Annotated in this window: 23 protein-coding genes; 6 read left to right on the forward strand and 17 right to left on the reverse strand. The window is 37.0% G+C overall.

Annotation, left to right across the window (positions count from 1 at the left end):
- Positions 1-17 precede the first annotated feature (17 nt).
- A complete protein-coding gene (locus NST93_RS09055; RefSeq protein WP_405103322.1) occupies positions 18-1,280 on the reverse strand; it encodes an ABC transporter permease in 1,263 nt (420 codons plus the stop codon).
- On the reverse strand, positions 1,273-2,172 hold the full coding sequence (locus NST93_RS09060) for an ABC transporter ATP-binding protein (protein ID WP_405103324.1): 900 nt from the start codon (positions 2,170-2,172) through the stop codon (positions 1,273-1,275). Before NST93_RS09060 ends, NST93_RS09055 begins: the two co-directional genes overlap by 8 nt.
- Positions 2,173-2,343: 171 nt before the next feature.
- On the opposite strand from NST93_RS09060, the gene NST93_RS09065 reads away from it, so the two are divergent.
- On the forward strand, positions 2,344-2,529 hold the full coding sequence (locus tag NST93_RS09065) for a YhzD family protein (protein WP_405103326.1): 186 nt from the start codon (positions 2,344-2,346) through the stop codon (positions 2,527-2,529).
- Between the two features lie 109 nt (positions 2,530-2,638).
- Here the strand turns inward: NST93_RS09065 and NST93_RS09070 are convergent, their stop codons facing one another.
- Positions 2,639-2,995 carry a YlbF family regulator gene (locus tag NST93_RS09070; protein ID WP_405103328.1) on the reverse strand — a complete coding sequence of 119 codons (357 nt, stop codon included), beginning with the start codon at positions 2,993-2,995 and terminating at the stop codon, positions 2,639-2,641.
- Between the two features lie 156 nt (positions 2,996-3,151).
- Between NST93_RS09070 and NST93_RS09075 the strand changes: the two genes are divergently transcribed.
- Together NST93_RS09075 and NST93_RS09080 are read left to right on the forward strand one after the other, a co-directional pair.
- Positions 3,152-4,042: a PucR family transcriptional regulator gene (locus NST93_RS09075; protein WP_405103330.1), complete on the forward strand. Its 891-nt coding sequence runs from the start codon at positions 3,152-3,154 to the stop codon at positions 4,040-4,042.
- Between the two features lie 99 nt (positions 4,043-4,141).
- Positions 4,142-5,242: an ABC transporter ATP-binding protein gene (locus tag NST93_RS09080; RefSeq protein ID WP_405103332.1), complete on the forward strand. Its 1,101-nt coding sequence runs from the start codon at positions 4,142-4,144 to the stop codon at positions 5,240-5,242.
- Between the two features lie 77 nt (positions 5,243-5,319).
- Here the strand turns inward: NST93_RS09080 and NST93_RS09085 are convergent, their stop codons facing one another.
- Positions 5,320-5,520, reverse strand: coding sequence for a small, acid-soluble spore protein, alpha/beta type (locus NST93_RS09085; RefSeq protein ID WP_405103334.1), 201 nt, complete (start codon positions 5,518-5,520; stop codon positions 5,320-5,322).
- A 304-nt stretch (positions 5,521-5,824) separates the two neighbouring features.
- Positions 5,825-7,210, reverse strand: a complete 1,386-nt coding sequence (gene fumC, locus NST93_RS09090; RefSeq protein ID WP_405103336.1) for a class II fumarate hydratase — start codon at positions 7,208-7,210, stop codon at positions 5,825-5,827.
- Positions 7,211-7,601: 391 nt separating this feature from the next.
- Here fumC and NST93_RS09095 point away from each other — a divergent pair, with 391 nt between their 5' ends.
- Complete coding sequence (locus tag NST93_RS09095) at positions 7,602-8,516, forward strand: zinc dependent phospholipase C family protein (RefSeq protein WP_405103337.1); 915 nt, start codon at positions 7,602-7,604, stop codon at positions 8,514-8,516.
- Between the two features lie 68 nt (positions 8,517-8,584).
- On the opposite strand, the gene NST93_RS09100 is transcribed toward NST93_RS09095, so the two are convergent.
- Together NST93_RS09100 and NST93_RS09105 are read right to left on the reverse strand one after the other, a co-directional pair.
- Complete coding sequence (locus tag NST93_RS09100) at positions 8,585-9,859, reverse strand: MFS transporter (protein WP_405103808.1); 1,275 nt, start codon at positions 9,857-9,859, stop codon at positions 8,585-8,587.
- Between the two features lie 242 nt (positions 9,860-10,101).
- Complete coding sequence (locus tag NST93_RS09105; protein ID WP_405103339.1) at positions 10,102-10,335, reverse strand: IDEAL domain-containing protein; 234 nt, start codon at positions 10,333-10,335, stop codon at positions 10,102-10,104.
- Between the two features lie 279 nt (positions 10,336-10,614).
- On the opposite strand from NST93_RS09105, the gene NST93_RS09110 reads away from it, so the two are divergent.
- The gene (locus NST93_RS09110; RefSeq protein ID WP_405103342.1) at positions 10,615-11,496 is read left to right on the forward strand and encodes a cation diffusion facilitator family transporter; all 882 of its coding nucleotides are present in this window, start codon (positions 10,615-10,617) and stop codon (positions 11,494-11,496) included.
- A gap of 152 nt (positions 11,497-11,648) precedes the next feature.
- On the opposite strand, the gene NST93_RS09115 is transcribed toward NST93_RS09110, so the two are convergent.
- The 8 genes from NST93_RS09115 to NST93_RS09150 all read right to left on the reverse strand — a co-directional run bounded on the left by NST93_RS09115 (position 11,649) and on the right by NST93_RS09150 (position 17,484).
- Positions 11,649-11,942, reverse strand: a complete 294-nt coding sequence (locus tag NST93_RS09115; RefSeq protein ID WP_405103344.1) for an AzlD domain-containing protein — start codon at positions 11,940-11,942, stop codon at positions 11,649-11,651.
- Positions 11,939-12,667: an AzlC family ABC transporter permease gene (locus tag NST93_RS09120; protein WP_405103346.1), complete on the reverse strand. Its 729-nt coding sequence runs from the start codon at positions 12,665-12,667 to the stop codon at positions 11,939-11,941. Before NST93_RS09120 ends, NST93_RS09115 begins: the two co-directional genes overlap by 4 nt.
- A 149-nt stretch (positions 12,668-12,816) precedes the next feature.
- Complete coding sequence (map, locus tag NST93_RS09125) at positions 12,817-13,572, reverse strand: type I methionyl aminopeptidase (protein ID WP_405103348.1); 756 nt, start codon at positions 13,570-13,572, stop codon at positions 12,817-12,819.
- 235 nt (positions 13,573-13,807) lie between these two features.
- A complete protein-coding gene (locus NST93_RS09130) occupies positions 13,808-13,963 on the reverse strand; it encodes a YjcZ family sporulation protein (protein ID WP_405103350.1) in 156 nt (51 codons plus the stop codon).
- Between the two features lie 89 nt (positions 13,964-14,052).
- Positions 14,053-14,817, reverse strand: a complete 765-nt coding sequence (locus tag NST93_RS09135) for a (S)-benzoin forming benzil reductase (RefSeq protein ID WP_405103352.1) — start codon at positions 14,815-14,817, stop codon at positions 14,053-14,055.
- A 27-nt stretch (positions 14,818-14,844) separates the two neighbouring features.
- On the reverse strand, positions 14,845-16,215 hold the full coding sequence (locus tag NST93_RS09140) for a dipeptidase (RefSeq protein ID WP_405103354.1): 1,371 nt from the start codon (positions 16,213-16,215) through the stop codon (positions 14,845-14,847).
- Positions 16,216-16,245: 30 nt separating this feature from the next.
- The gene (locus tag NST93_RS09145) at positions 16,246-16,707 is read right to left on the reverse strand and encodes an S-ribosylhomocysteine lyase (protein WP_405103356.1); all 462 of its coding nucleotides are present in this window, start codon (positions 16,705-16,707) and stop codon (positions 16,246-16,248) included.
- A 159-nt stretch (positions 16,708-16,866) separates the two neighbouring features.
- Entirely contained in the window at positions 16,867-17,484 is a 618-nt protein-coding gene (locus tag NST93_RS09150) for a YhcN/YlaJ family sporulation lipoprotein (RefSeq protein ID WP_405103358.1), read from the reverse strand.
- Between the two features lie 167 nt (positions 17,485-17,651).
- On the opposite strand from NST93_RS09150, the gene NST93_RS09155 reads away from it, so the two are divergent.
- Positions 17,652-17,885 carry a YhdB family protein gene (locus NST93_RS09155; protein ID WP_405103360.1) on the forward strand — a complete coding sequence of 78 codons (234 nt, stop codon included), beginning with the start codon at positions 17,652-17,654 and terminating at the stop codon, positions 17,883-17,885.
- 19 nt (positions 17,886-17,904) lie between these two features.
- Here NST93_RS09155 and NST93_RS09160 read toward each other — a convergent pair whose 3' ends face one another.
- Together NST93_RS09160 and sigI are read right to left on the reverse strand one after the other, a co-directional pair.
- Complete coding sequence (locus NST93_RS09160) at positions 17,905-18,312, reverse strand: anti-sigma factor domain-containing protein (protein WP_405103362.1); 408 nt, start codon at positions 18,310-18,312, stop codon at positions 17,905-17,907.
- Positions 18,309-19,040 (reverse strand): RNA polymerase sigma-I factor, encoded by a 732-nt coding sequence (sigI, locus tag NST93_RS09165; protein WP_405103364.1) that lies wholly within the window; start codon positions 19,038-19,040, stop codon positions 18,309-18,311. The genes NST93_RS09160 and sigI overlap by 4 nt, the downstream gene beginning before the upstream one ends.
- Between the last annotated feature and the right edge of the window lie 166 nt (positions 19,041-19,206).

A 19,206-nucleotide genomic window follows, 5' to 3' on the forward strand; every position in this document is an offset into this window, starting at 1 on the left:
GAACTGTTTTATTGTGTTTACTGATTTTCTTTTTTAGACAACTTCAATGCTTTTCCAAAATCTTTTAAGGAAGCAGAACGTCCATACATTAATACGCCGCCTCTATATACTCTTGCGCCAATCAATCCAAGTATAATAATTGAAGCAATCAATATCCCTATCGAAAGTCCAATTTCCCACATCGGTATATTTAGCATGCCAATCCTTAACAGCATAACCATTGGAGCAAAGAATGGAATAAACGACGATATTTTTACTATTGTTGTTTCTGGAGCAGTTAGTCCAAACATTGCTACAAGGAAGGCAATAACAATTAAAATAATCATCGGTGTAATTAATTGGCCAACATCTTCGGCTCTGCTTACTAATGAACCGAGCATCGCAGCTAAGGTTGCATATAAAGTGTAGCCCAGCAAGAAGAAGATAATTGCATAAACGATAAGGTCTGCTGGAACATCTACCAAACCAATCATATCGAGGAAGCTGCCAGCCAGTTCATCTTTTTTGCTTGTTACCATTATAATTCCTGCGCCGATAAATATGGCAATCTGTGTAAGGCCAACCAACGCTACTCCAAAGATTTTTGCGAACATATGGGTAACTGGCGAAGCACTGGAAATTAAAATTTCCATCACCCGTGAAGACTTCTCATTCGCTACATCTTGTGCAATCATCTGTCCGTACATAATAACAACCATATACATTAGGAACACCATGACATAAACAATGCCTTGTGCCTGGAATATTTCTTCTACTGTTTTTGCTTCATCATCTAGTGCAACTGCTTCAAATTGGATTGGAGCATAAATCTCCTGGATCATTTGTTCATCGAATCCAGCCCGTTCAATTGAAATTGCACTCTTTACATTTTGTAATTGTTCCTGAATCAGTGACTGTGTCGATGAATCGGTGATATTATTTGCAAAATAAGTCCCTTGTGGCAATTCTTCCTCATCGAAATCCACTACAACTAGCGAGATATATTCTCCATCTTGAACAGCGGATTTGGCCTTTTCTTCAGATCCAGTATAAAGCTCTGCTTCTAAATAATCATCTGCTGTTTCTATCCCCTGTTTTAATGGTTCAAATAATGCATTAGTATGATCAATTACAGCAATTTTTTCTGGTTCACCCTCACTATCGGAAAACATCTCTGCAATCCCCTGGAAGTTTGCTGCAGCAACTACAAATAACAAAAGCAGTGCAGTAGTTATAATAAACGTTTTTGATTTAATCTTTTCTATGTAAGTATGTGAAAAGATTGTCCAAAACTTATTCATAAGACGCACCAACCTTCTCAATAAAGATGTCATTCAATGACGGTTCTTCCAGTTCAAACTTCCGCAGAAAGCCTCGGTTTTGCAATCCATTAAAAATCTCCTGTGATACTGCTTCATTTTCTATTTGCAATTCACAGCCTTCATTTAACCGTTTATATTTTGCAACTCCAGGAAACTCCTTAAGAAATTCCAAAGAATAGTCTGCATGGATTAGTAAGTTTTTCTTGCCAAAGGAACGTTTAATTTCCCGTAAGCTGCCTTCAACTACTGGCTTACCTTTTAGCAAGATACAAAGGTTTTCACAAAGCTCTTCTACGGTTGCCATTTGGTGAGAAGAGAAAACAATTGTAGTTCCTGCTTCTTTTAGATCGAGAACAGCTTCCTTCAACATCTCCACATTTACAGGGTCTAATCCGGAAAATGGCTCATCCAGAATCAGAAGCTCTGGTTTATGAATAACCGCTGAGATAAATTGGATTTTCTGCTGGTTCCCTTTAGAAAGCTCTTCCACCTTCTTATTCATATATTCAGGAACTTTAAAACGTTCCAGCCACTTTTCTAGTTCAGGCAAGCTGTCCTGCTTACTCATGCCACGCAGCTTTGCTAAGTATATGATCTGATTTTTTACAGTCAGCTTTGGATATAATCCCCTTTCTTCTGGCAAATACCCTATTAAATCACTTTTTTCATAATTAATTGTCTCATTGTTCCAAGTAATTTTACCTTCTGTCATAGCGAGTAAACCAAGCAACATTCGGAAAGTCGTCGTTTTTCCCGCACCATTTCCACCTAAGAATCCAAAGATTTCATTTTTAGGTATAGTTAAATTAAGCTGGTCTACCGCAGTAAAATTATCAAAACGTTTTGTAACATGATCAATAACTAAAGACATTCAATCCCGCTCCCTTCTCTACCTTACTTACTACGATTATATTACTAAAATGGTTTCATTTATCTATAATATTATGCAGAAAAGTAAAGTTTCAATTTAAATACTGAATTTTTAGCAATTTTTAGCAAGATAAATTATAATAGACCTAAGAAATCGAAAGGGGTTTTACATATGAGAAATTATGCACTTACCGTATTCGCACCCAATGGTGAAAAATTACTTGATGAATCTTTTACAGCCGAAAATGATGATGCAGCAAAGAAGATTGGCGAAGAAAAATTAGCAGAACATCATTATCAGGAACATACACACAGATGTGTTTCGCCCGAAGCAAAGCTTGTATTATTTCATAGATGAAGAATGAGCAGCCGGGTTTCCTGGGTGCTTTACATTAGAAGCAATCTTGCTTGATATTCGCTCTTAGGGAAAACAATAAAAAACTCACAGTTTCCTGTGAGTTTTCTGCTTAATGCTGTTCTTGGTCGAATCCGTAAACTTCTTCCAATGGCTTTGTAATAATAGAGCTGATTTCACCGATAATTAAGTTCAAACGCTGTTCTTCTTCCATTAGCTTTGAAATTACTGGATTGCCTTGTACACGTTCAACTACATTACGTGCTTGTTCTACTTCTTCCTCTGTAATTTCAAGTCCTTGCATTTGTTTTTCTTGTAATTCAAGTTGTGTATCACGGAAGCTTTCAAACATTTCTTTTGACTCAGAATCGCTCATTACCGCTTCATAAGCCTCTTTGAGGTTTTTAAATTCAGTGCTTTCTCTAATTGCTTGTTCTAAGCTATACGCATTATCGTAAATATTTGACATCATTATTCCTCCCCATACTTTAGACTACTCAAACTATAACAAATGATAGTCTGATTGTATACCTGAACAAAAGAATTGATTCAGGCAGATAATAATTTTTTTATCATTATATCCTTGCTATAATATCTTATAACCAAATAAAAAGAGGGTCTTAATATGAAAAATAAACTCAAAACGATATTTCCATCACTCATATTTTTCTCTGAAAATGATGCTAATTACCCAGAAGGCTATATTTTATATATGACTGATGATAAACAAATCATTGGAATTCAAGAAAATGAAGTTTCCAAAAGGGATGAAGTTATCCTCACAAGCCTGCTCACCCCTTATCATTCCGAGTTACCGACTTTAACCAAACAGGAAAAGCTTTGGATGCATCATTTGAATATGGATGAGTCAAGCGATGAAAACTTTCCAAACTTTCGTCTCGTTTATTTCACCTTCCCAACCAAGCAATTGAAACCAGCCTTATTTAAAGAAGCAATTGAGACTTTGTTCGATAAGCCGGTTCCAATTCTATGGGAAAATGAATCCTCTGGGATTATTATTGAAGAACTTGAAAACCAGGCAGATGAACCATTATCCTATGAGCAAATCATTGATGTACTAATGAGTGATTTATATGTGCATATTCAATTCTTAGTTGGTCCTTTTATCCACACACATGCAGATTTGAAAATAAATTATAATTCTCTGCGTAAGCATGCAAATACAATTTTCACTTATTTTGAAAAACAAGTTGTTTTTTATACAGAAGCTATTCTTGCACTCTTGATCAATCAAGCTTCCAGCGAATTTAGAGAAAATGCAATACACTACATTCTAAAAGAAGTAAAAGAAGATAAAGATTTATTGCATACAGTTAAAGTGTTTTTCCAATCTAATTTAAATGCATCACTTACTGCAAAAGAATTATATCTGCACCGGAACAGCCTGCAATATCGTTTAGATAAGTTTATCGAAAAAACCGGGATAGATATTCGCAGCTTTGATCAGGCAGCACTCGTTTATTTCATACTGCTGGCAAAAGCGCATGAAGGATAATAAAAACATTGTGCATGTTGTCCATTAATTTTTTTCGCCCGCTCAAGTACAATTAAATTAACAAATAGATAGTTTTAAAAATACGAGGAGGAATTTTTAATGGCTGAACTGCGCTTAGAAAATATCCAAAAGATGTATGATAAAAATGTAATCGCTGTCGATAATTTTAATTTACATATTGAAGATAAGGAATTTATCGTATTCGTCGGTCCTTCAGGCTGTGGGAAATCAACAACACTTCGTATGGTCGCTGGTCTTGAAGAAATTTCGAATGGTGAGTTGTATATTGATGGGAAGAAAATGAATGATGTTGCGCCTAAAGATCGCGATATTGCAATGGTTTTCCAAAACTATGCACTTTATCCGCATATGAATGTCTATGACAACATGGCTTTCGGCTTAAAACTTCGTAAAATTAAAAAGGAAGAAATTGATAAAAAAGTTCGTGATGCGGCAAAAATTCTTGGTCTGGAAGCATATTTGGACCGTAAACCAAAAGCACTCTCTGGTGGTCAACGTCAGCGTGTTGCCTTAGGACGTGCAATTGTCCGTGATGCAAAGGTTTTCCTAATGGATGAACCGCTTTCCAACTTGGATGCAAAGCTCCGTGTACAAATGCGCTCTGAGATCCAAAAACTGCACCGCCGTCTGCAAACTACAACAATTTATGTTACACATGACCAAACGGAAGCAATGACAATGGCAACACGTCTTGTCGTTATGAAGGATGGTATCATTCAGCAAATTGGAGCACCTAAAGATGTTTATGATAATCCTGAGAACGTATTCGTTGGCGGATTTATCGGTTCTCCATCAATGAACTTTATTACTGGTAAAGTAGCAGAAGGAAACTTTATCGTTGATGATGTCAAACTGGAAATTCCAGAAGGTAAAATGAAAGTGCTCCGCGAGCAAAATTATATCGGCAAAGATGTCCTCTTAGGTGTACGCCCAGAAGATATTCATGATGAGATTGCCTTCATTGATGCATCACCTGGAACAAAAATTAATGCAAAAATTGAAGTTGCTGAATTAATGGGTGCAGAATCTGTTCTTTATTCTACATTGAAAGAACAAGAATTTGTAGCACGCATCGATTCCAGAACTGATATTAATGCAGGTGATACAATCGAACTAGCATTTGATATGAATAAAGTGCATTTCTTCGATATAGATTCTGAATTAAGAATCAGAAAATAACATTAAACCAGTCTCATACAATAATTAAAGTGGGCAAGCTATAAATAGCTTGCCCACTATTAATATTATTTAATTTGTTATTGTCCGCCACCATTAAGCTGTTGCTGTGCAGTACGAACTAATCTTTTTGTAATTTCTCCACCAACAGAACCGTTAGCACGAGAAGTTGAATCTGCTCCTAGATTTACACCAAACTCTTGGGCAATTTCATATTTCATTTGATCAAGCGCTTGTTGTACTCCAGGAACTACTAATTGGTTTGAATTGTTGTTAGCCATCGGTCTTTCACCTCCTTCTGTAATTATATTGTCCGCAATTCACCTAAACTTATGATAAAAATTCACTGGTAAAATGTAGATAGTATTCCAATTCGGATATTTTACTATGATATTTATGATGACCTAGTCGAATAATATCCTGTTATTACAATGTTTTTAAGCATAGAATTCTCTATAACATATAACCGAATTCCATCCTTGCAGTTTAAAATACTCACATAAAAAAGGTTCTGAGCATTAAAGATTAATGTTCAGAACCTTATATTGTTTCTATACCATGTTTAGCACAAATTCTATAGTAAAATTATTTAGGATGTGTCATTTCTTTCGGAACAACATATTTATCAAACTCTTCTTCTGTAAGCAATCCTAATTTAACCGCAGTTTCTTTTAATGTCGCATTTTCTGCAAATGCTGTTTTTGCAATTTTAGCTGCATTTTCGTAGCCGATATACGGGTTTAGTGCAGTTACAAGCATAAGTGACTCATTTAAATGTCTATCAATTACCTCGTGGTTTGGTTCAATACCGACTGCACAGCGATCATTAAAGGACATAATACTATCCGCTAAAAGCTGACCCGATTGCAAGAAGTTATATGCAATAACAGGTTTAAAAACATTCAGCTCGAAATTTCCTTGACTCGCTGCAAAACCAATTGCTGCATCATTTCCCATTACTTGCGCAACAACCATTGTCACTGCTTCACTTTGTGTTGGATTTACTTTACCTGGCATAATTGAACTTCCTGGTTCATTTGATGGGATTGTGATTTCACCAAGACCTGAACGCGGGCCACTTGCCAACCAGCGTACGTCATTAGCAATCTTCATTATATCTGCGGCAAGTGCTTTTAAAGCCCCATGTGCAAAAACAGTCTCATCATAGCTTGTTAAAGAATGGAATTTATTTTTTGCAGTAGCAAATGCTTTACCAGTATATTCACTTATTTGTTTTGCAACACGTTCTGCGAATTCGGGATGTGCGTTTAACCCCGTACCAACAGCTGTTCCGCCAAGTGCTAATTCCTTCAATTCAGTAACACTTGCCGTAATCATCGCTTCCGCTTTTTCCAGCATTCGATGCCAGCCACTAATTTCCTGTCCAAGTGTAAGTGGTGTTGCATCCTGCAGATGAGTACGACCAATTTTCACAATATCGTTAAATGTATCAGATTTCTCTTTTAATGTTTTGTTCAATACTTTTACAGCAGGCAATACAGTATCTTCTAGCTTTAATACAAATGCAATATGCATTGCTGTTGGATATGTATCGTTCGAACTTTGTGACTTATTTACATCATCGTTAGGATGAAGTCTGATTTCACTGCCCTCTTCTTCTAACCACTGATTCCCTACATAAGCAATTACTTCATTCACGTTCATGTTTGATTGTGTACCGCTTCCAGTTTGCCAAACGACCAATGGAAAATGCTCATCGATTTTTCCTTCAAGCACCTCATCGGCTGCATAAGCTATTGCTTCTGCCTTTTTAGCATCCAATAAACCAAGCTCACTGTTCACTTTTGCAGCACTTTTTTTCAAAACGGCAAATGCTTGAATAATTTCCTTAGGCATTTTTTCATTTCCGATTGGAAAGTTCTGCTTGCTTCTTTGTGTTTGCGCACCCCAGAATTTATCTGCAGGTACTTTAATTTCCCCTATTGTATCTTTCTCAACGCGATAATCCACTTATGCTTCCTCCCTATAAAATCTATATAACATCCTTATTGTAACAAATTTTTTACAGAAACTATACTAAATCACATATCTTTCATATCGATAAACTTCGTAAAATTGTTTTTAATTATATTGCAGACTCGAACAACTTTTATCAGTTTATCAGCAGAGCAGTTCCAATCAATTCGTCACTGAGGTAATCTGGTTACTCGCTGTCTGAAAATTGCATTTTCACATAAATAAGCGGGTAAATTCTAATTTGACACAAATTTGTACCACTATCCTCAGGAAAATTGCATTCTATATTATATAATACTTAAGTAAAGAATAAACTATTTCACAATCTTAGAAGATCCAACAGGAGCCTTCTAATTTAACAGCAGGCAAGAAGGAGGATTTTGCTATGCCTAATATATGGACTCATATACTCTTCTGTGAAGAGGTTGTAGATGCGGTTCCAAAGCTTCATCCCTTTTCGCAGCATGAGAACTATATGAAGCTTGGCGCTCAAGGTCCTGACCCATTTTTCTATTATAATTTTTGGCCATGGGTAAAAGAAGAACCCGTACATGAAGTCGGAACAGCATTGCATACAGAACATTGCGGGACATTTTTGATGGAACTAATCGAAAACGCAAAAGACAGCTGTAATGAAGTAAAAGCATATGTTGTTGGATTTATTACCCATCACGTTTTAGATCGCAATACACATCCATATATTTATTATCGTGCCGGCTATGAAGAGAGCAACCATCAGCTTTTGGAAACAGCAATCGACACATTAATGATGGAAAAGTATCATAATTTAAAAACCTGGAAGACACCAGTCTATAAAGAAATTGATCTTGGAAGAAAGCTGGATTCAAATATTGTTTTTCTCTTATTTCATGCAATCAATAAGTTTTTCCCGAAATTTAACAGTAAGAATGACGCATATATCCAAAAGGCTTACCGCGACATGCTCCTTGCGCTAAGACTTTTAGCAGATCCCACAGGGATAAAAAATCGTCTCATTGGCTCGCTCATTTCCGCTTATTCACACCAGCCCATTAAGGATCATATCGATTATTTAAACTTAAATAAGCTAAGCTGGAAACATCCAGCAACAAACGAATTAAGCGATAAGAGTTTTATTGATCTGTATAATGAAAGTCGTGTAGAGGGAATCGATATTATTACTGAGGTCCAAAATTATTGGAACCAAGGCTCCCAATATTCGAAGCAAAAGCTAGAAAAACTTATCGGGAATATTTCTTATGACACAGGTACAGATTTGGAACAACAATTAGAGAACAAATACAGCAGCCCGATTTTTTAGATGTATATCTTTTTAAATAAAGAGAAAAAATGCGCTCATCGTAAATGAAGCGCATTTTTTATTTCAATTTATTTCTTGGGCCTGACTTCAACAATTCCTTCCAGTTTTGTTACCTGTTTCGCTTCTTCTATGCCCTTCTCAATGTCTACAAACCTTAAAATAATTATCCCTGCGATAAAGAAGAAGATAAGTGAAATGATGCCATAGCGACTGTTCCCTGTAATTTGTCCGATAAAAGCGAACATGAATGGACCAATAATTGCAGCGAATTTGGAAGATATACCATAAAACCCAAAAAACTCAGCATGCTTATTTGCTGGGACCATTCTGCCGAAAATTGATCTGCTAAGCGATTGCGCTCCGCCTTGCACCATTCCTACTGTAATCGCAAGTATATAGAAATGCAGTGCGGACGTCATAAAATAACCAACAATTGTAATCAACATATAAGTAATCAATGTAATATATAATGCCCGTTTTGCTGTAATCTTTGAAGCAAGCCAGCCAAAGAAAAAGGTGAATGGAATACCAACGAATTGTGTAATTAACAATGCAATAATCAGGTCATTTCCTGCAATGCCGATTTCCGCACCATAGATGGTTGCCATCCGCATAATTGTTGAGATTCCATCATTATAAAGCCAAAATGCCAACAAGAAGATCAATACTTGTTTATATTGTTTAATCTCACGGAACGTATTCCCAACCCTTGAAAAGCCAATTGCTAAGTACGATTTATCTCTTTCAGCCTTTATCTTCTTCTCTTCCTTTATATTCTTTATTAAAGGGAGAGAGAAAATAAACCACCAAATACCAACTGATGCAAAAGAAAGCTGTGTAGCAACCACTGTATTTGGCAAACCAAACCAGCCTGGATTTAAAATCATCAAAATATTAATCGTCAAGAGAACTCCTCCACCTATATATCCATAGGCAAATCCTCCAGACGAAACCCTGTCCATTTCATCTTTTTCTGCTATTTCTGGCAAAAAGCCATCATAAAAGATGTTTGCTGCTGAGAAACCAATTGAACCAACTATAAATAGCACCGAAGCTAAAATATAATCGCCTTCCCCAACAAATGCCAGTAAAATACTAGCAATGATGCCCATAAAAGCAAAGAATTGCAGGAATTTCTTTTTTGCAGCGGAAAAGTCACTAATAGCACCTAAAATCGGTGCCAATACTGCAACAATCAATACAGATATCGACTGTGAGTATCCCCAGTAACTTGTTGCCATCCCTTCTTCCAGTCCGCTTCCAGCTACACTGGAATAATATACAGGAAGAACCGCTGCCATAATCGTTGTAGCAAATGCTGAATTACCAAAATCATATAGCATCCAGCTGCGCTGTATTTTTTTCTTATTCTCCAACCCGAGTCCCCCTTTTTGGCTAGCATACCAAATTTTTCAGTAAAATAACTGAAATTAATTAAAAATTTACAATCAAGCTGCTTAGCATCCGCAATGTATACTTATTATGTAATTAAAGCTTTATAGCTAGTATAAAGCCTATCCTTTTAATGGGATACGTTAAAAAAGTCTTATCACGAATAGATAAGACTTTTTTAAAATGTATTGAATTATTTCCATATAAACTCTTTATATGCTTCACTATGCTGTATAAATGCAGTTTTATTCCGTTCATCTAATGCACCATTTAGTTCTTCTTCCAACTTTTTTCTATTATATTGAAAACAGATTTCATCTAACATCATTTGTGCCTGCAATCGAATCTCATAAGGAATCTCTCTTTTTGCTTGGATTGGCTTTCCTTCATAACGAAAAAACAACAGAACTACTTTTTCTTTCTTCATTGGAAGTGCCCCCTTTTTCCTTTATTCTATTATCCTAAATTTTCCGAATAAAAGCAACAGAATTATTTTGCTTGATTATGATGAAACTGTTAAAGGAAATAGAAACACGATTGGAAACCTTATAAATATGATGTAAGCTGTAGTCTTCCCTAAGTTTTTCCCAAGATAAACTTCCTTCGCAGCTCCCAAGAGTCCTTCCTATAACCTGCTCTTTTTCTCTGGACCCACTCAAATTCCTTTGATACACTATCTTAACCAAAGTAACTGGAGGCATAACGCATGAACCATGCAGATAATCTAAAATTAGCGGAAAAAGGCGCCTGGCTAAGTATATTCACTTACCTTGCATTGGCAATTATAAAATTATGGATTGCCAATTGGGGAAATTCAGTCGCTCTTCATTCTGACGGCTTAAATAATACAACCGATGTAATTGCATCAATCGCTGTCCTTGTCGGCTTGCGTATTTCTCAAAAACCGCCTGATGAAAATCATCGCTATGGTCATTACCGAGCAGAGACTGTTGCATCACTTTTTGCAGCGTTTATTATGATGTTTATAGGAATTCAAGTAATTTATGACACGATAAAGAAGATATTTATTTTCGAAGCAATTCAGCCAAATATGCTGACTGCGTGGACCGCATTAGCTTCTGCTGTTGTAATGTTTTTTGTGTATATTTATAACTCGAGGCTCTCTAAAAGTTTAAACAGCTCAGCACTGTATGCAGCTGCACAGGACAACCGTTCCGATGCTCTTGTCAGTATTGGCGCATTTATCGGTATTATTGGAGCACAGGCTGGTCTGTATTGGCTTGATCCACTGACCGGGACAATCGTCGGACTGATTATCTGCAAAACAGCATTTGACATATTTAAAGATGCAACTTTAACACTGACAGATGCCTATGATGAAGATGAATTGCAGCTTATTAAAGAAAGTATTGAGGCAGTATCAGAGGTTAAAAAAGTAGAAGATATTAAAGGACGAGTCCATGGCAGCCAAGCCTTAATGGAAATAACTATACTCGTACATGCAGACCTAACTGTCGAAGCCAGTCATAAAATTACAGAAAGAATTGAACACTACCTGTCAGAGAAACACGCAGTAACCCATGCGCATATTCACATTGAACCCTACTATTCCGAACACAGCAATTAACTATACCATTGCTAAAAAACGGAGTACTTAGTACACAGACGAGCTTTTCAGCAGTCCGAGCACAAAACAAAATACCCCTGGTGTTCTATCAGGTAACAGAAAAGCTTTTTTCCTGCAGAAGTCTCGGGGGTATTTGGATTGTTCGTTAAAGCTCAAATCGTCAATAAAAATACAGTTAAAACCGCTCCAAGAACAACAAGGACTACATTCAAGCCAAAACAGGCAAGGATGATTGCAACTGCGCCTCCAATAAGCCCAATCACCGGTTCCTCCGGTATCACTGTAAGAATACTCGGGAAAATTAAAGCGCCTAGTGCAGCGTAAGGAATCGCACTTAACCAGCGATTGACCCATGGACGAAATTGCAGTTTATCGACAAGAAAGGCAGGAATCATGCGAGGGACCATCGTAGCTAGCGACACACCAATAATGATGAATAGAATCATTCCTGTTCCTCCTTCAATAAAAATATTCCGCTCATGCCGCCAATAACCGTGCCAATTACGATTCCCCAGCCTGAGCTTAGACCAAGCTCTACACAAATAAAGTTAATCAGCATTGCAATAACTGCAATCAAACCGACCTTTGCATTCTTTTTAACCGATGGAATCAATAGTCCAATAAACATCGCATAAAGGGCTATCCCCATACTTTGACTTAAGTTAGCCGGGATAACTTCTCCAAGCATTCCACCAATAAATGACCCAAAAACCCAAGATACATAGGCAATGATAAAAATGCCTAAATAAAAGAAAGCGCCATGTTTTTCTTTCGCTTCTTCAGGATGAAAGGCAGATACAGCAAACGCTTCATCTGTAAGCCCTAATGAAAGCGGCAGCTTCCATTTACGTTCTACAGTTCTTAGGCTGTTCATAAATGAAAGACTCATCACAAAATGCCGGAAATTCAGCACAAATGTTGCAATAATAATCTCCATAGCACTCGCACTAACTGCAATCATATTTACAGCCATAAATTGACTTGCACCAGCATAAACAAAGATACTCATCATTGTCAGCTCGAGTAAGGACATTCCAGTTTGCTTAGCCAAAACCCCATATGTAAGTGCAATAGGAAGATATCCCAGCATAATAGGAAAGCCTGCAGCCAATCCCTTCCGTAACATTCCCAATTCGCTTAACTCGTTCTTTTGAGCAACAGCCTTGTCCATTATTCTCCTCCCTATGTATATAATAATAAAATTGAAACTATTATAACTTATTTTTAGAAAGTTAAAAAGTCTGCCGTATTTTTAATTGTTAATCTTACCAATAAAAAATGACTATAAATTCCTCATGGAATTTATAGTCATTTTATAATTTATTCTTTGTCTTGATCTGTCAAAATTAATGGGCCATCTTTTGTAATCACTATTTGATGCTCATATTGTGCGGAACGTCCTTTATCAACCGTTCTTGCCGTCCAGCTATTTTCATCCATTTGACTTTCCCACGTACCCTCGTTGATCATTGGCTCAATCGTAATAACCATACCTTCTTTTAAGCGCAGCCCTTTATTTGGCAAGCCAAAATGCGGCACATGCGGCTCTTCGTGCATTGTGGGGCCAATTCCATGGCCGGTAAAATCGCGGACAACTGAAAAGCCTTCACCTTCAGCGTATGTCTGGATTGCATGGCCAATGTCTCCTATACGATTTCCAACCTGTGCCTGTTCAATTCCCAAATCAAGACATTTCTTTGTAACTTCCATTAAATTCAGGCCTGCTTCATCAACATTCCCAACAGCATATGTCCATGCAGAATCTGCTAACCCTCCGTTAAGATTAACAACCATATCAATTGTAACAATATCACCATCTTTTAGCTTTTCATCCCTTGGAAAGCCATGGCAGATTTCATCATTAATTGAAGCGCATGTAGCGTATTCATAACCATTATAGCCAATTTGCTCTGGAATCGCTCCATTCTTTCTCATGAATTCCTCAGCAAAGGCATCGATTTCTAATGTAGTAATGCCTGGTTTAATCATTTTCGCTATTTCTCTATGACAAGCTACAAGAATATCTGCAGCTGCTTGCATTTGTGTAATTTCACGTTCACTTTTTCTTGTTATCATACCTAACCTACCTTTCGTTCAATACAAATTATTGCTGTTTATTCATCTAATAATCCGCAGGGGCTGAACCCCCGCGGATGAAAGATTTACTTTATTGCAACGGCCTATTTTCAGATGCTGGGTGCTATTCAACAGTTTATCATAAAACGGATTGGGTTTCAGTTACAATGCAAGGGAATATGTACGCTATTAAAATATAAACAAAGCTGCAGTTTTTAACTGCAGCTTTGTTTACTTAGCAACAACCGCCAAATCCTCCGCCGTAGCCGCCGTAACCTCCATCATAACCTTTATCATTATACGCTGTTCCAATAATAATTAGCAGAATAAATAATACGACAAGCAGTGCGAAACCACCTGATTTGAAATTTCCTCCGCCTTCTTTACCCATAACATTACCTCCCTGTTTTTCAAGAACTACAATACTTTATGCACCTGCAGAAAAAAAGGGAGGGCGAATGACTTAGTCATTGCATTTACCTAAAGATAATTTTTGACATTGTAGATTTCACCATTCATTACACTTTCGTCAGTAATGATATCAATTAATACACCTGCAACAATATCTGTATTTCTTAATGCTTTATTTTCTTTATAATCCTTGAAACGTTCCACTTCTGCAAATTCTTCTTCACTGGAAGAACGAATTGTTCCTTGCATTTCTGTATCCATAATTCCTGGACTGAATGCAATAATTTTATTGCCCGTGTCGAGTTTATCTTGTTCAAGAGCTACTGTTTTTGTATACATATTGAGACTTGCTTTTGTAGAGCAATATGCACTCCAGCCATAAATGGCTCCCTCTGCTGCACCAGATGAAACATTTGCTGCAATTAACGTTATCTGATCAGCAGTTGCCATATTTAACAACCTATTCGTTAAAACCATTGGTGCCACACTGTTAATTGTTACATGCCTCAATAATTCATCACTCTTGATATTTGCTGCTTGATTAATTGGCTCTACCACACCAGCATTATTTATTAGATAAATCGTTTCGATTTGTTCTTCACGTGCTTTAAGTGTTTCGTAAATCTCAGTTATTGTTTTTTCAAGTGCTGCAATATCGGATAAATCACAGGAATAATGCTCATAAAATTGATTATTTTCTATTGCGGTATCTGGTAATTTCTTATTTCCTGTTCGAGAAATTCCAATCACGTCCACGCCTGATTCTAATAATAATCTGGCTAATGACATGCCTAATCCCTTAGACACTCCAGTTACGATTGCAATATTGGACAATCTATAATCCCCCTTTTGAGAATTTATTTAATTTGCTCTTACTTTATCCCAATAGTAAATAAGGGTTTCCATTCCTCTATCGAAACTATCTAAAGGGAAGCTCTCATTCGGTGAATGGAGTCGATCCTCTGGTGTGCCAAAGCCTAATAATACAATTGGCATTTTATAAATAGCATCAATCCATTCCACTACCGGAATCGAACCGCCCATCCGAACATATACTGTTTCTTTACCAAATGCTTTCGTATAGCTTTCCGCAGCTTTTTGTATTAGTGGGTGATCTGGTTCAACTTTGTATGCTTTAGCTGAGAGCCTTTCTTTTTTCACTTCCACGTTTACCCCGCTTGGTGTGTGTTTTAGCACATGATCTTCAAGCAGCTGTTGAATACGCTCAGGATCCTGGCCAGGTACAAGACGGCAAGTGATTTTTGCTGTCGCTTCGGATGGGATAATTGTCTTTGTACCTTCACCCTGATAGCCACCATAAATACCATTTATTTCAAATGTCGGACGTCCCATTGTATGTTCTTGTGGTGTATATCCTTGTTCTGAAGCTGTTTCTGGAATTCCAGTTGCAGCAACAAAATCTTCACCAGGGGCTTTCTTCATTAATTCTCTTTCTTCACCCGTTAATGGATATACCCCATCATAGAAGCCATCAACCGTGATGATTTCATTTTCATCTTTCATTGAAGCAAGAATCTGACTTAATGCCATAATGGGGTTGCGAACTGCTCCACCATACATGCCAGAGTGCAAATCATGATCAGGACCAGTCACTGTAATTTCAATTCCAGTAAAGCCCTTTAGTCCATACAAAATGGTTGGCTGGTTTTTCGCAACCATGCCTGAATCTGAAATCACTGCAAAATCTGCTTGGAATTTGTCCTTTTGTTCATGAAGAATCTCATAAAGATTCTCACTGCCGATTTCTTCTTCCCCTTCGATACAGACCTTCACATTAACCGGCAAGCTTCCTTCCGTTTCCATATATGCTTCAAAGACAGCTAAATGCATAAAAACCTGTCCTTTATCATCGCTGGAACCACGCGCATATAAACGGCCATCGCGCACTTCTGGCGAGAACGGTTCACTCTTCCATTGCTCGAGCGGGTCAGCTGGCTGAACATCATAATGCCCGTAAAATAAAACAGTCGGCGCGTCAGCACCCGCACCATTATATTCTCCATAGACTAGCGGGTGTCCCGCTGTTTCCATTTTTTCAATTTTTTCAAACTGCAGCTTCTCTAAATAAGCTACAAGAAAATCTGCTGCTTTTTCCACATCTTGCTTATATTCACTATCTGTACTCACACTTGGAATTGATAAAAATTCATTCATTTTTTCTAATAAGTTACTGCGATTTTCTTTTAAATATGCGATTGCTTTTTCACTCAATTTCTATTCCTCCAATCCATGCAATTTTCATTAAAATACTTCATGCCATTCATCGCGTTTTGCGAGCATCTCTTTAGCAATTTCTTTTGCGCCTTCCAAACTGTGGCTTGCTGCCCAGCCGCACTGTACTTCATTGCATGCTGGCACTTCATCCGCATTTAAAACATCCTTCAATGTTTTCTCCAATAAATCCATTACTTTTTCATCTGTTGTATCATTAATGATGGAAAGGTAAAAGCCTGTCTGACAGCCCATTGGCCCAATATCAAGCACATAGTCATCGTGGTTCCGGATATTTTCTGCCATCAGATGCTCAAGAGAATGCAGACCGTCCATTTCCATATGCTCTTTATTTGGCTGTTTTATACGGATATCATATTTATATACCTTATCACCCTTAGCACCTTCTGTAACTCCAACAAGACGCACATATGGCGCTTTTACCTTCGTGTGATCAAGATTAAAGCTTTCAACATTCATTTTTTTCGTCATATTAATCTCTCCCCGCTCTGCGTAATATTTTCTATGAATAAATGATACACTACTTTACATTTAACTTAAAGCAGGGAATATTGCTTTTCATTATTATCACAGAAAAAAACATGTCAACAACTATTGTCATTGACATGTTTTTATAGTAATCGTTATAATCTAACGTCTGTTCTCAGGGAAAAGTCTTTCAATCATTGAACCAAATTGGTCAAAGAAACCTTCAACCGGTTCCCCGTTTTCAACGTCATCAGCGTAATCGTTTGCCAAGTTCAAGAAATCCGGGTTAGTCGAAACATAAACATTATCGATGTCACGATCAACAGACTTAACAATTTTAGCAATTCTGTCTTTGACCTTATCTGTTAATTCATTCGAATTATTATCCCCGCTGTTATTATTTCCTTTATTGTTACCTTCGTCTGTATCAAGGTTTGCTGCAACATATGCATTATTATCTGTTGTGATGACATATGCATGATCGATTTCAGTGATTTCATTCGTTATCTTGTCAGCTGCTTCCTTTGCAACTTCATAATTGGAATTGTCTCGATCAGAATTATCTCTGCGGTCATTATCTCTATTTTGATATTGATCAGCATCCCGCTCCAGCGTATGATCCCGGTCATTTACCATACCGTGTCCTGCTTCATTATTTCGAAAAGATGTAGGGTCAACATTGGGATTGTCTGTGCCTTTCTGTGTATCGTCATCACCCGCCTGACAAGCCATTAATGTAATCAAAAGTACAGTAAAAATACTAAGCATTTTCCACTTCATTGAAATGTAACCTCCTTCAATATTTGCTTTTAGTATGTTTCGCTGAAAAGAGAATATGCCTATTTGAGATATCCTTTTTTTGGCATGAGGCCCATTTATGTAATGAAATATATAGAAACAACTGGAGACAATAGAGTTAAGCGCTAATGGTTAGGAGGAGAGTAAACATGATTCCTGATTATGATAAAGCACTGTATTATACTTTATGGGGACAATGGGATGAACTGCTGATTTTGATGGTACGTACGAAGGATGATATCTTATCAAAAAAAATCGCCAAATTTCTGCAAGCATATCATTATTCATTAGATGAGGCAAAAATTCTTCGCTTGCATGATCAGTTAATATATTATTTAGATCATGCATTGAAATACCATGATGGAACAATTCTTAAAGCTTAAAAATAAGGAAGGATCCATATTACGGATTCCTTCCTTTTTCTTTATCACCAGACAGCGGAGCAATTACCTCGGATGTATTTTCATTCCCCACTGTTGTATCTGAATTTGTTTTGCCATTTTCCTCTATTTGCTTATAAACGTTGTAATTAATGTCTTCATTGCTGAAATTGATTTTGCTATTAATAAAGCAGGAAGTGGAAAATATGAATAAGGCAACAAGTACTGTGACCGAACTTACTCTTCCTGCCAAGGAGCGTCCTTCAGTTCGGCCCATCTGGAAAAAAATTCGTTCCCTATATGGTTCAAATTCGACTTCCTCACCAATTTTTGCATCCTTATTCACAACTATTCCTTTATGAAAAGTACCATCACTTGTGAGAATAACCATATAATTGCGATGTTTTTCCAAAATGATGCCTTTATTCACTTACCCACCTCCTTTAAATAGTCCTGCAGATAAATATAGTTTCCATTTAAAACAATAAAAATTGCCAATATGAATTTTCGGTTTCTTTCCAATGTTTTCTTGCTTACGTGAACATGTTTTTCCAATTTTTTAATTGGAAGCTTCTTTTTAGTTAAAACGTATTTTTTTAATTCGTCGTTATCTAATAGCACCCTTGCGATTTTTACTGCATTATCTCTTGCATCTCGATGTTTTGGCGAAACTTCCGCAAGTTCGGACAGGCTTAAATTAAATTCGCGCAGCTTTTCCCGATAGTCCAGCGTTTCATCGCGACGGTTTATTGCATCCTGTTCCTCGTTATATTGTTCAATGACAACAGATATTTCTGCAGGATTTTCCATTCGTTCTTCATCATAAAATTGATCGAACGAAAGATAATTTTGCCGTTTCGAGTTATAACGTATGTAGTCAATTACTTTTCGCTTCACGATCAGCTTTGCAAAAGAAAGAAAGGAATTGCCTTTTTCAGGACAATACAAAAATATGGCCTCATTAAAAGCGGAGAGACCAATACTGAACTCATCATCTATTAATGGGTCAATATAACGTTTACACACTTCTGAAACTGCTTTTGCTGTAAATGGCTGATACGATTTTAATAAATAATCATGCATTTCCTTATCACCCTGCTGAATTTGCACGACAATTTCCTCTACGGGGATTCGTTCTGTTAAACTATATGCCTGCATACTTGGTACCCCCGTTACTTATAGTTTTCGATACGCCACATTGCTTTTTGGGTGTAGCAGAAAGTTTATTTACAAATCTTATTTTTATATAACTAAAATTCACTTTTATCATTTACACGTTCCCACCATTAATTCCTTAATTTATTGATCGTTAGACGGTCAAAAT

The organism is Oceanobacillus sp. FSL H7-0719, assembly GCF_045040795.1.
Classification (GTDB): domain Bacteria; phylum Bacillota; class Bacilli; order Bacillales; family Amphibacillaceae; genus Oceanobacillus.

What these genes read in the sequence shown, in the direction of transcription:
- NST93_RS09150 (WP_405103358.1), bottom strand. Translation starts at nt 17,484, where the DNA reads ATGAAGTGGAAAATGCTTAGTATTTTTACTGTACTTTTGATTACATTA.
- NST93_RS09065 (WP_405103326.1), top strand. Translation starts at nt 2,344, where the DNA reads ATGAGAAATTATGCACTTACCGTATTCGCACCCAATGGTGAAAAATTA.
- NST93_RS09085 (WP_405103334.1), bottom strand. Translation starts at nt 5,520, where the DNA reads ATGGCTAACAACAATTCAAACCAATTAGTAGTTCCTGGAGTACAACAA.
- NST93_RS09095 (WP_405103337.1), top strand. Translation starts at nt 7,602, where the DNA reads ATGCCTAATATATGGACTCATATACTCTTCTGTGAAGAGGTTGTAGAT.
- NST93_RS09055 (WP_405103322.1), bottom strand. Translation starts at nt 1,280, where the DNA reads ATGAATAAGTTTTGGACAATCTTTTCACATACTTACATAGAAAAGATT.
- NST93_RS09115 (WP_405103344.1), bottom strand. Translation starts at nt 11,942, where the DNA reads ATGATTCTATTCATCATTATTGGTGTGTCGCTAGCTACGATGGTCCCT.
- NST93_RS09080 (WP_405103332.1), top strand. Translation starts at nt 4,142, where the DNA reads ATGGCTGAACTGCGCTTAGAAAATATCCAAAAGATGTATGATAAAAAT.
- NST93_RS09130 (WP_405103350.1), bottom strand. Translation starts at nt 13,963, where the DNA reads ATGGGTAAAGAAGGCGGAGGAAATTTCAAATCAGGTGGTTTCGCACTG.
- NST93_RS09110 (WP_405103342.1), top strand. Translation starts at nt 10,615, where the DNA reads ATGAACCATGCAGATAATCTAAAATTAGCGGAAAAAGGCGCCTGGCTA.
- NST93_RS09075 (WP_405103330.1), top strand. Translation starts at nt 3,152, where the DNA reads ATGAAAAATAAACTCAAAACGATATTTCCATCACTCATATTTTTCTCT.
- NST93_RS09100 (WP_405103808.1), bottom strand. Translation starts at nt 9,859, where the DNA reads ATGCTATATGATTTTGGTAATTCAGCATTTGCTACAACGATTATGGCA.
- NST93_RS09070 (WP_405103328.1), bottom strand. Translation starts at nt 2,995, where the DNA reads ATGTCAAATATTTACGATAATGCGTATAGCTTAGAACAAGCAATTAGA.
- NST93_RS09060 (WP_405103324.1), bottom strand. Translation starts at nt 2,172, where the DNA reads ATGTCTTTAGTTATTGATCATGTTACAAAACGTTTTGATAATTTTACT.
- map (WP_405103348.1), bottom strand. Translation starts at nt 13,572, where the DNA reads ATGATAACAAGAAAAAGTGAACGTGAAATTACACAAATGCAAGCAGCT.
- NST93_RS09155 (WP_405103360.1), top strand. Translation starts at nt 17,652, where the DNA reads ATGATTCCTGATTATGATAAAGCACTGTATTATACTTTATGGGGACAA.
- NST93_RS09105 (WP_405103339.1), bottom strand. Translation starts at nt 10,335, where the DNA reads ATGAAGAAAGAAAAAGTAGTTCTGTTGTTTTTTCGTTATGAAGGAAAG.
- NST93_RS09120 (WP_405103346.1), bottom strand. Translation starts at nt 12,667, where the DNA reads ATGGACAAGGCTGTTGCTCAAAAGAACGAGTTAAGCGAATTGGGAATG.
- NST93_RS09145 (WP_405103356.1), bottom strand. Translation starts at nt 16,707, where the DNA reads ATGACGAAAAAAATGAATGTTGAAAGCTTTAATCTTGATCACACGAAG.
- sigI (WP_405103364.1), bottom strand. Translation starts at nt 19,040, where the DNA reads ATGCAGGCATATAGTTTAACAGAACGAATCCCCGTAGAGGAAATTGTC.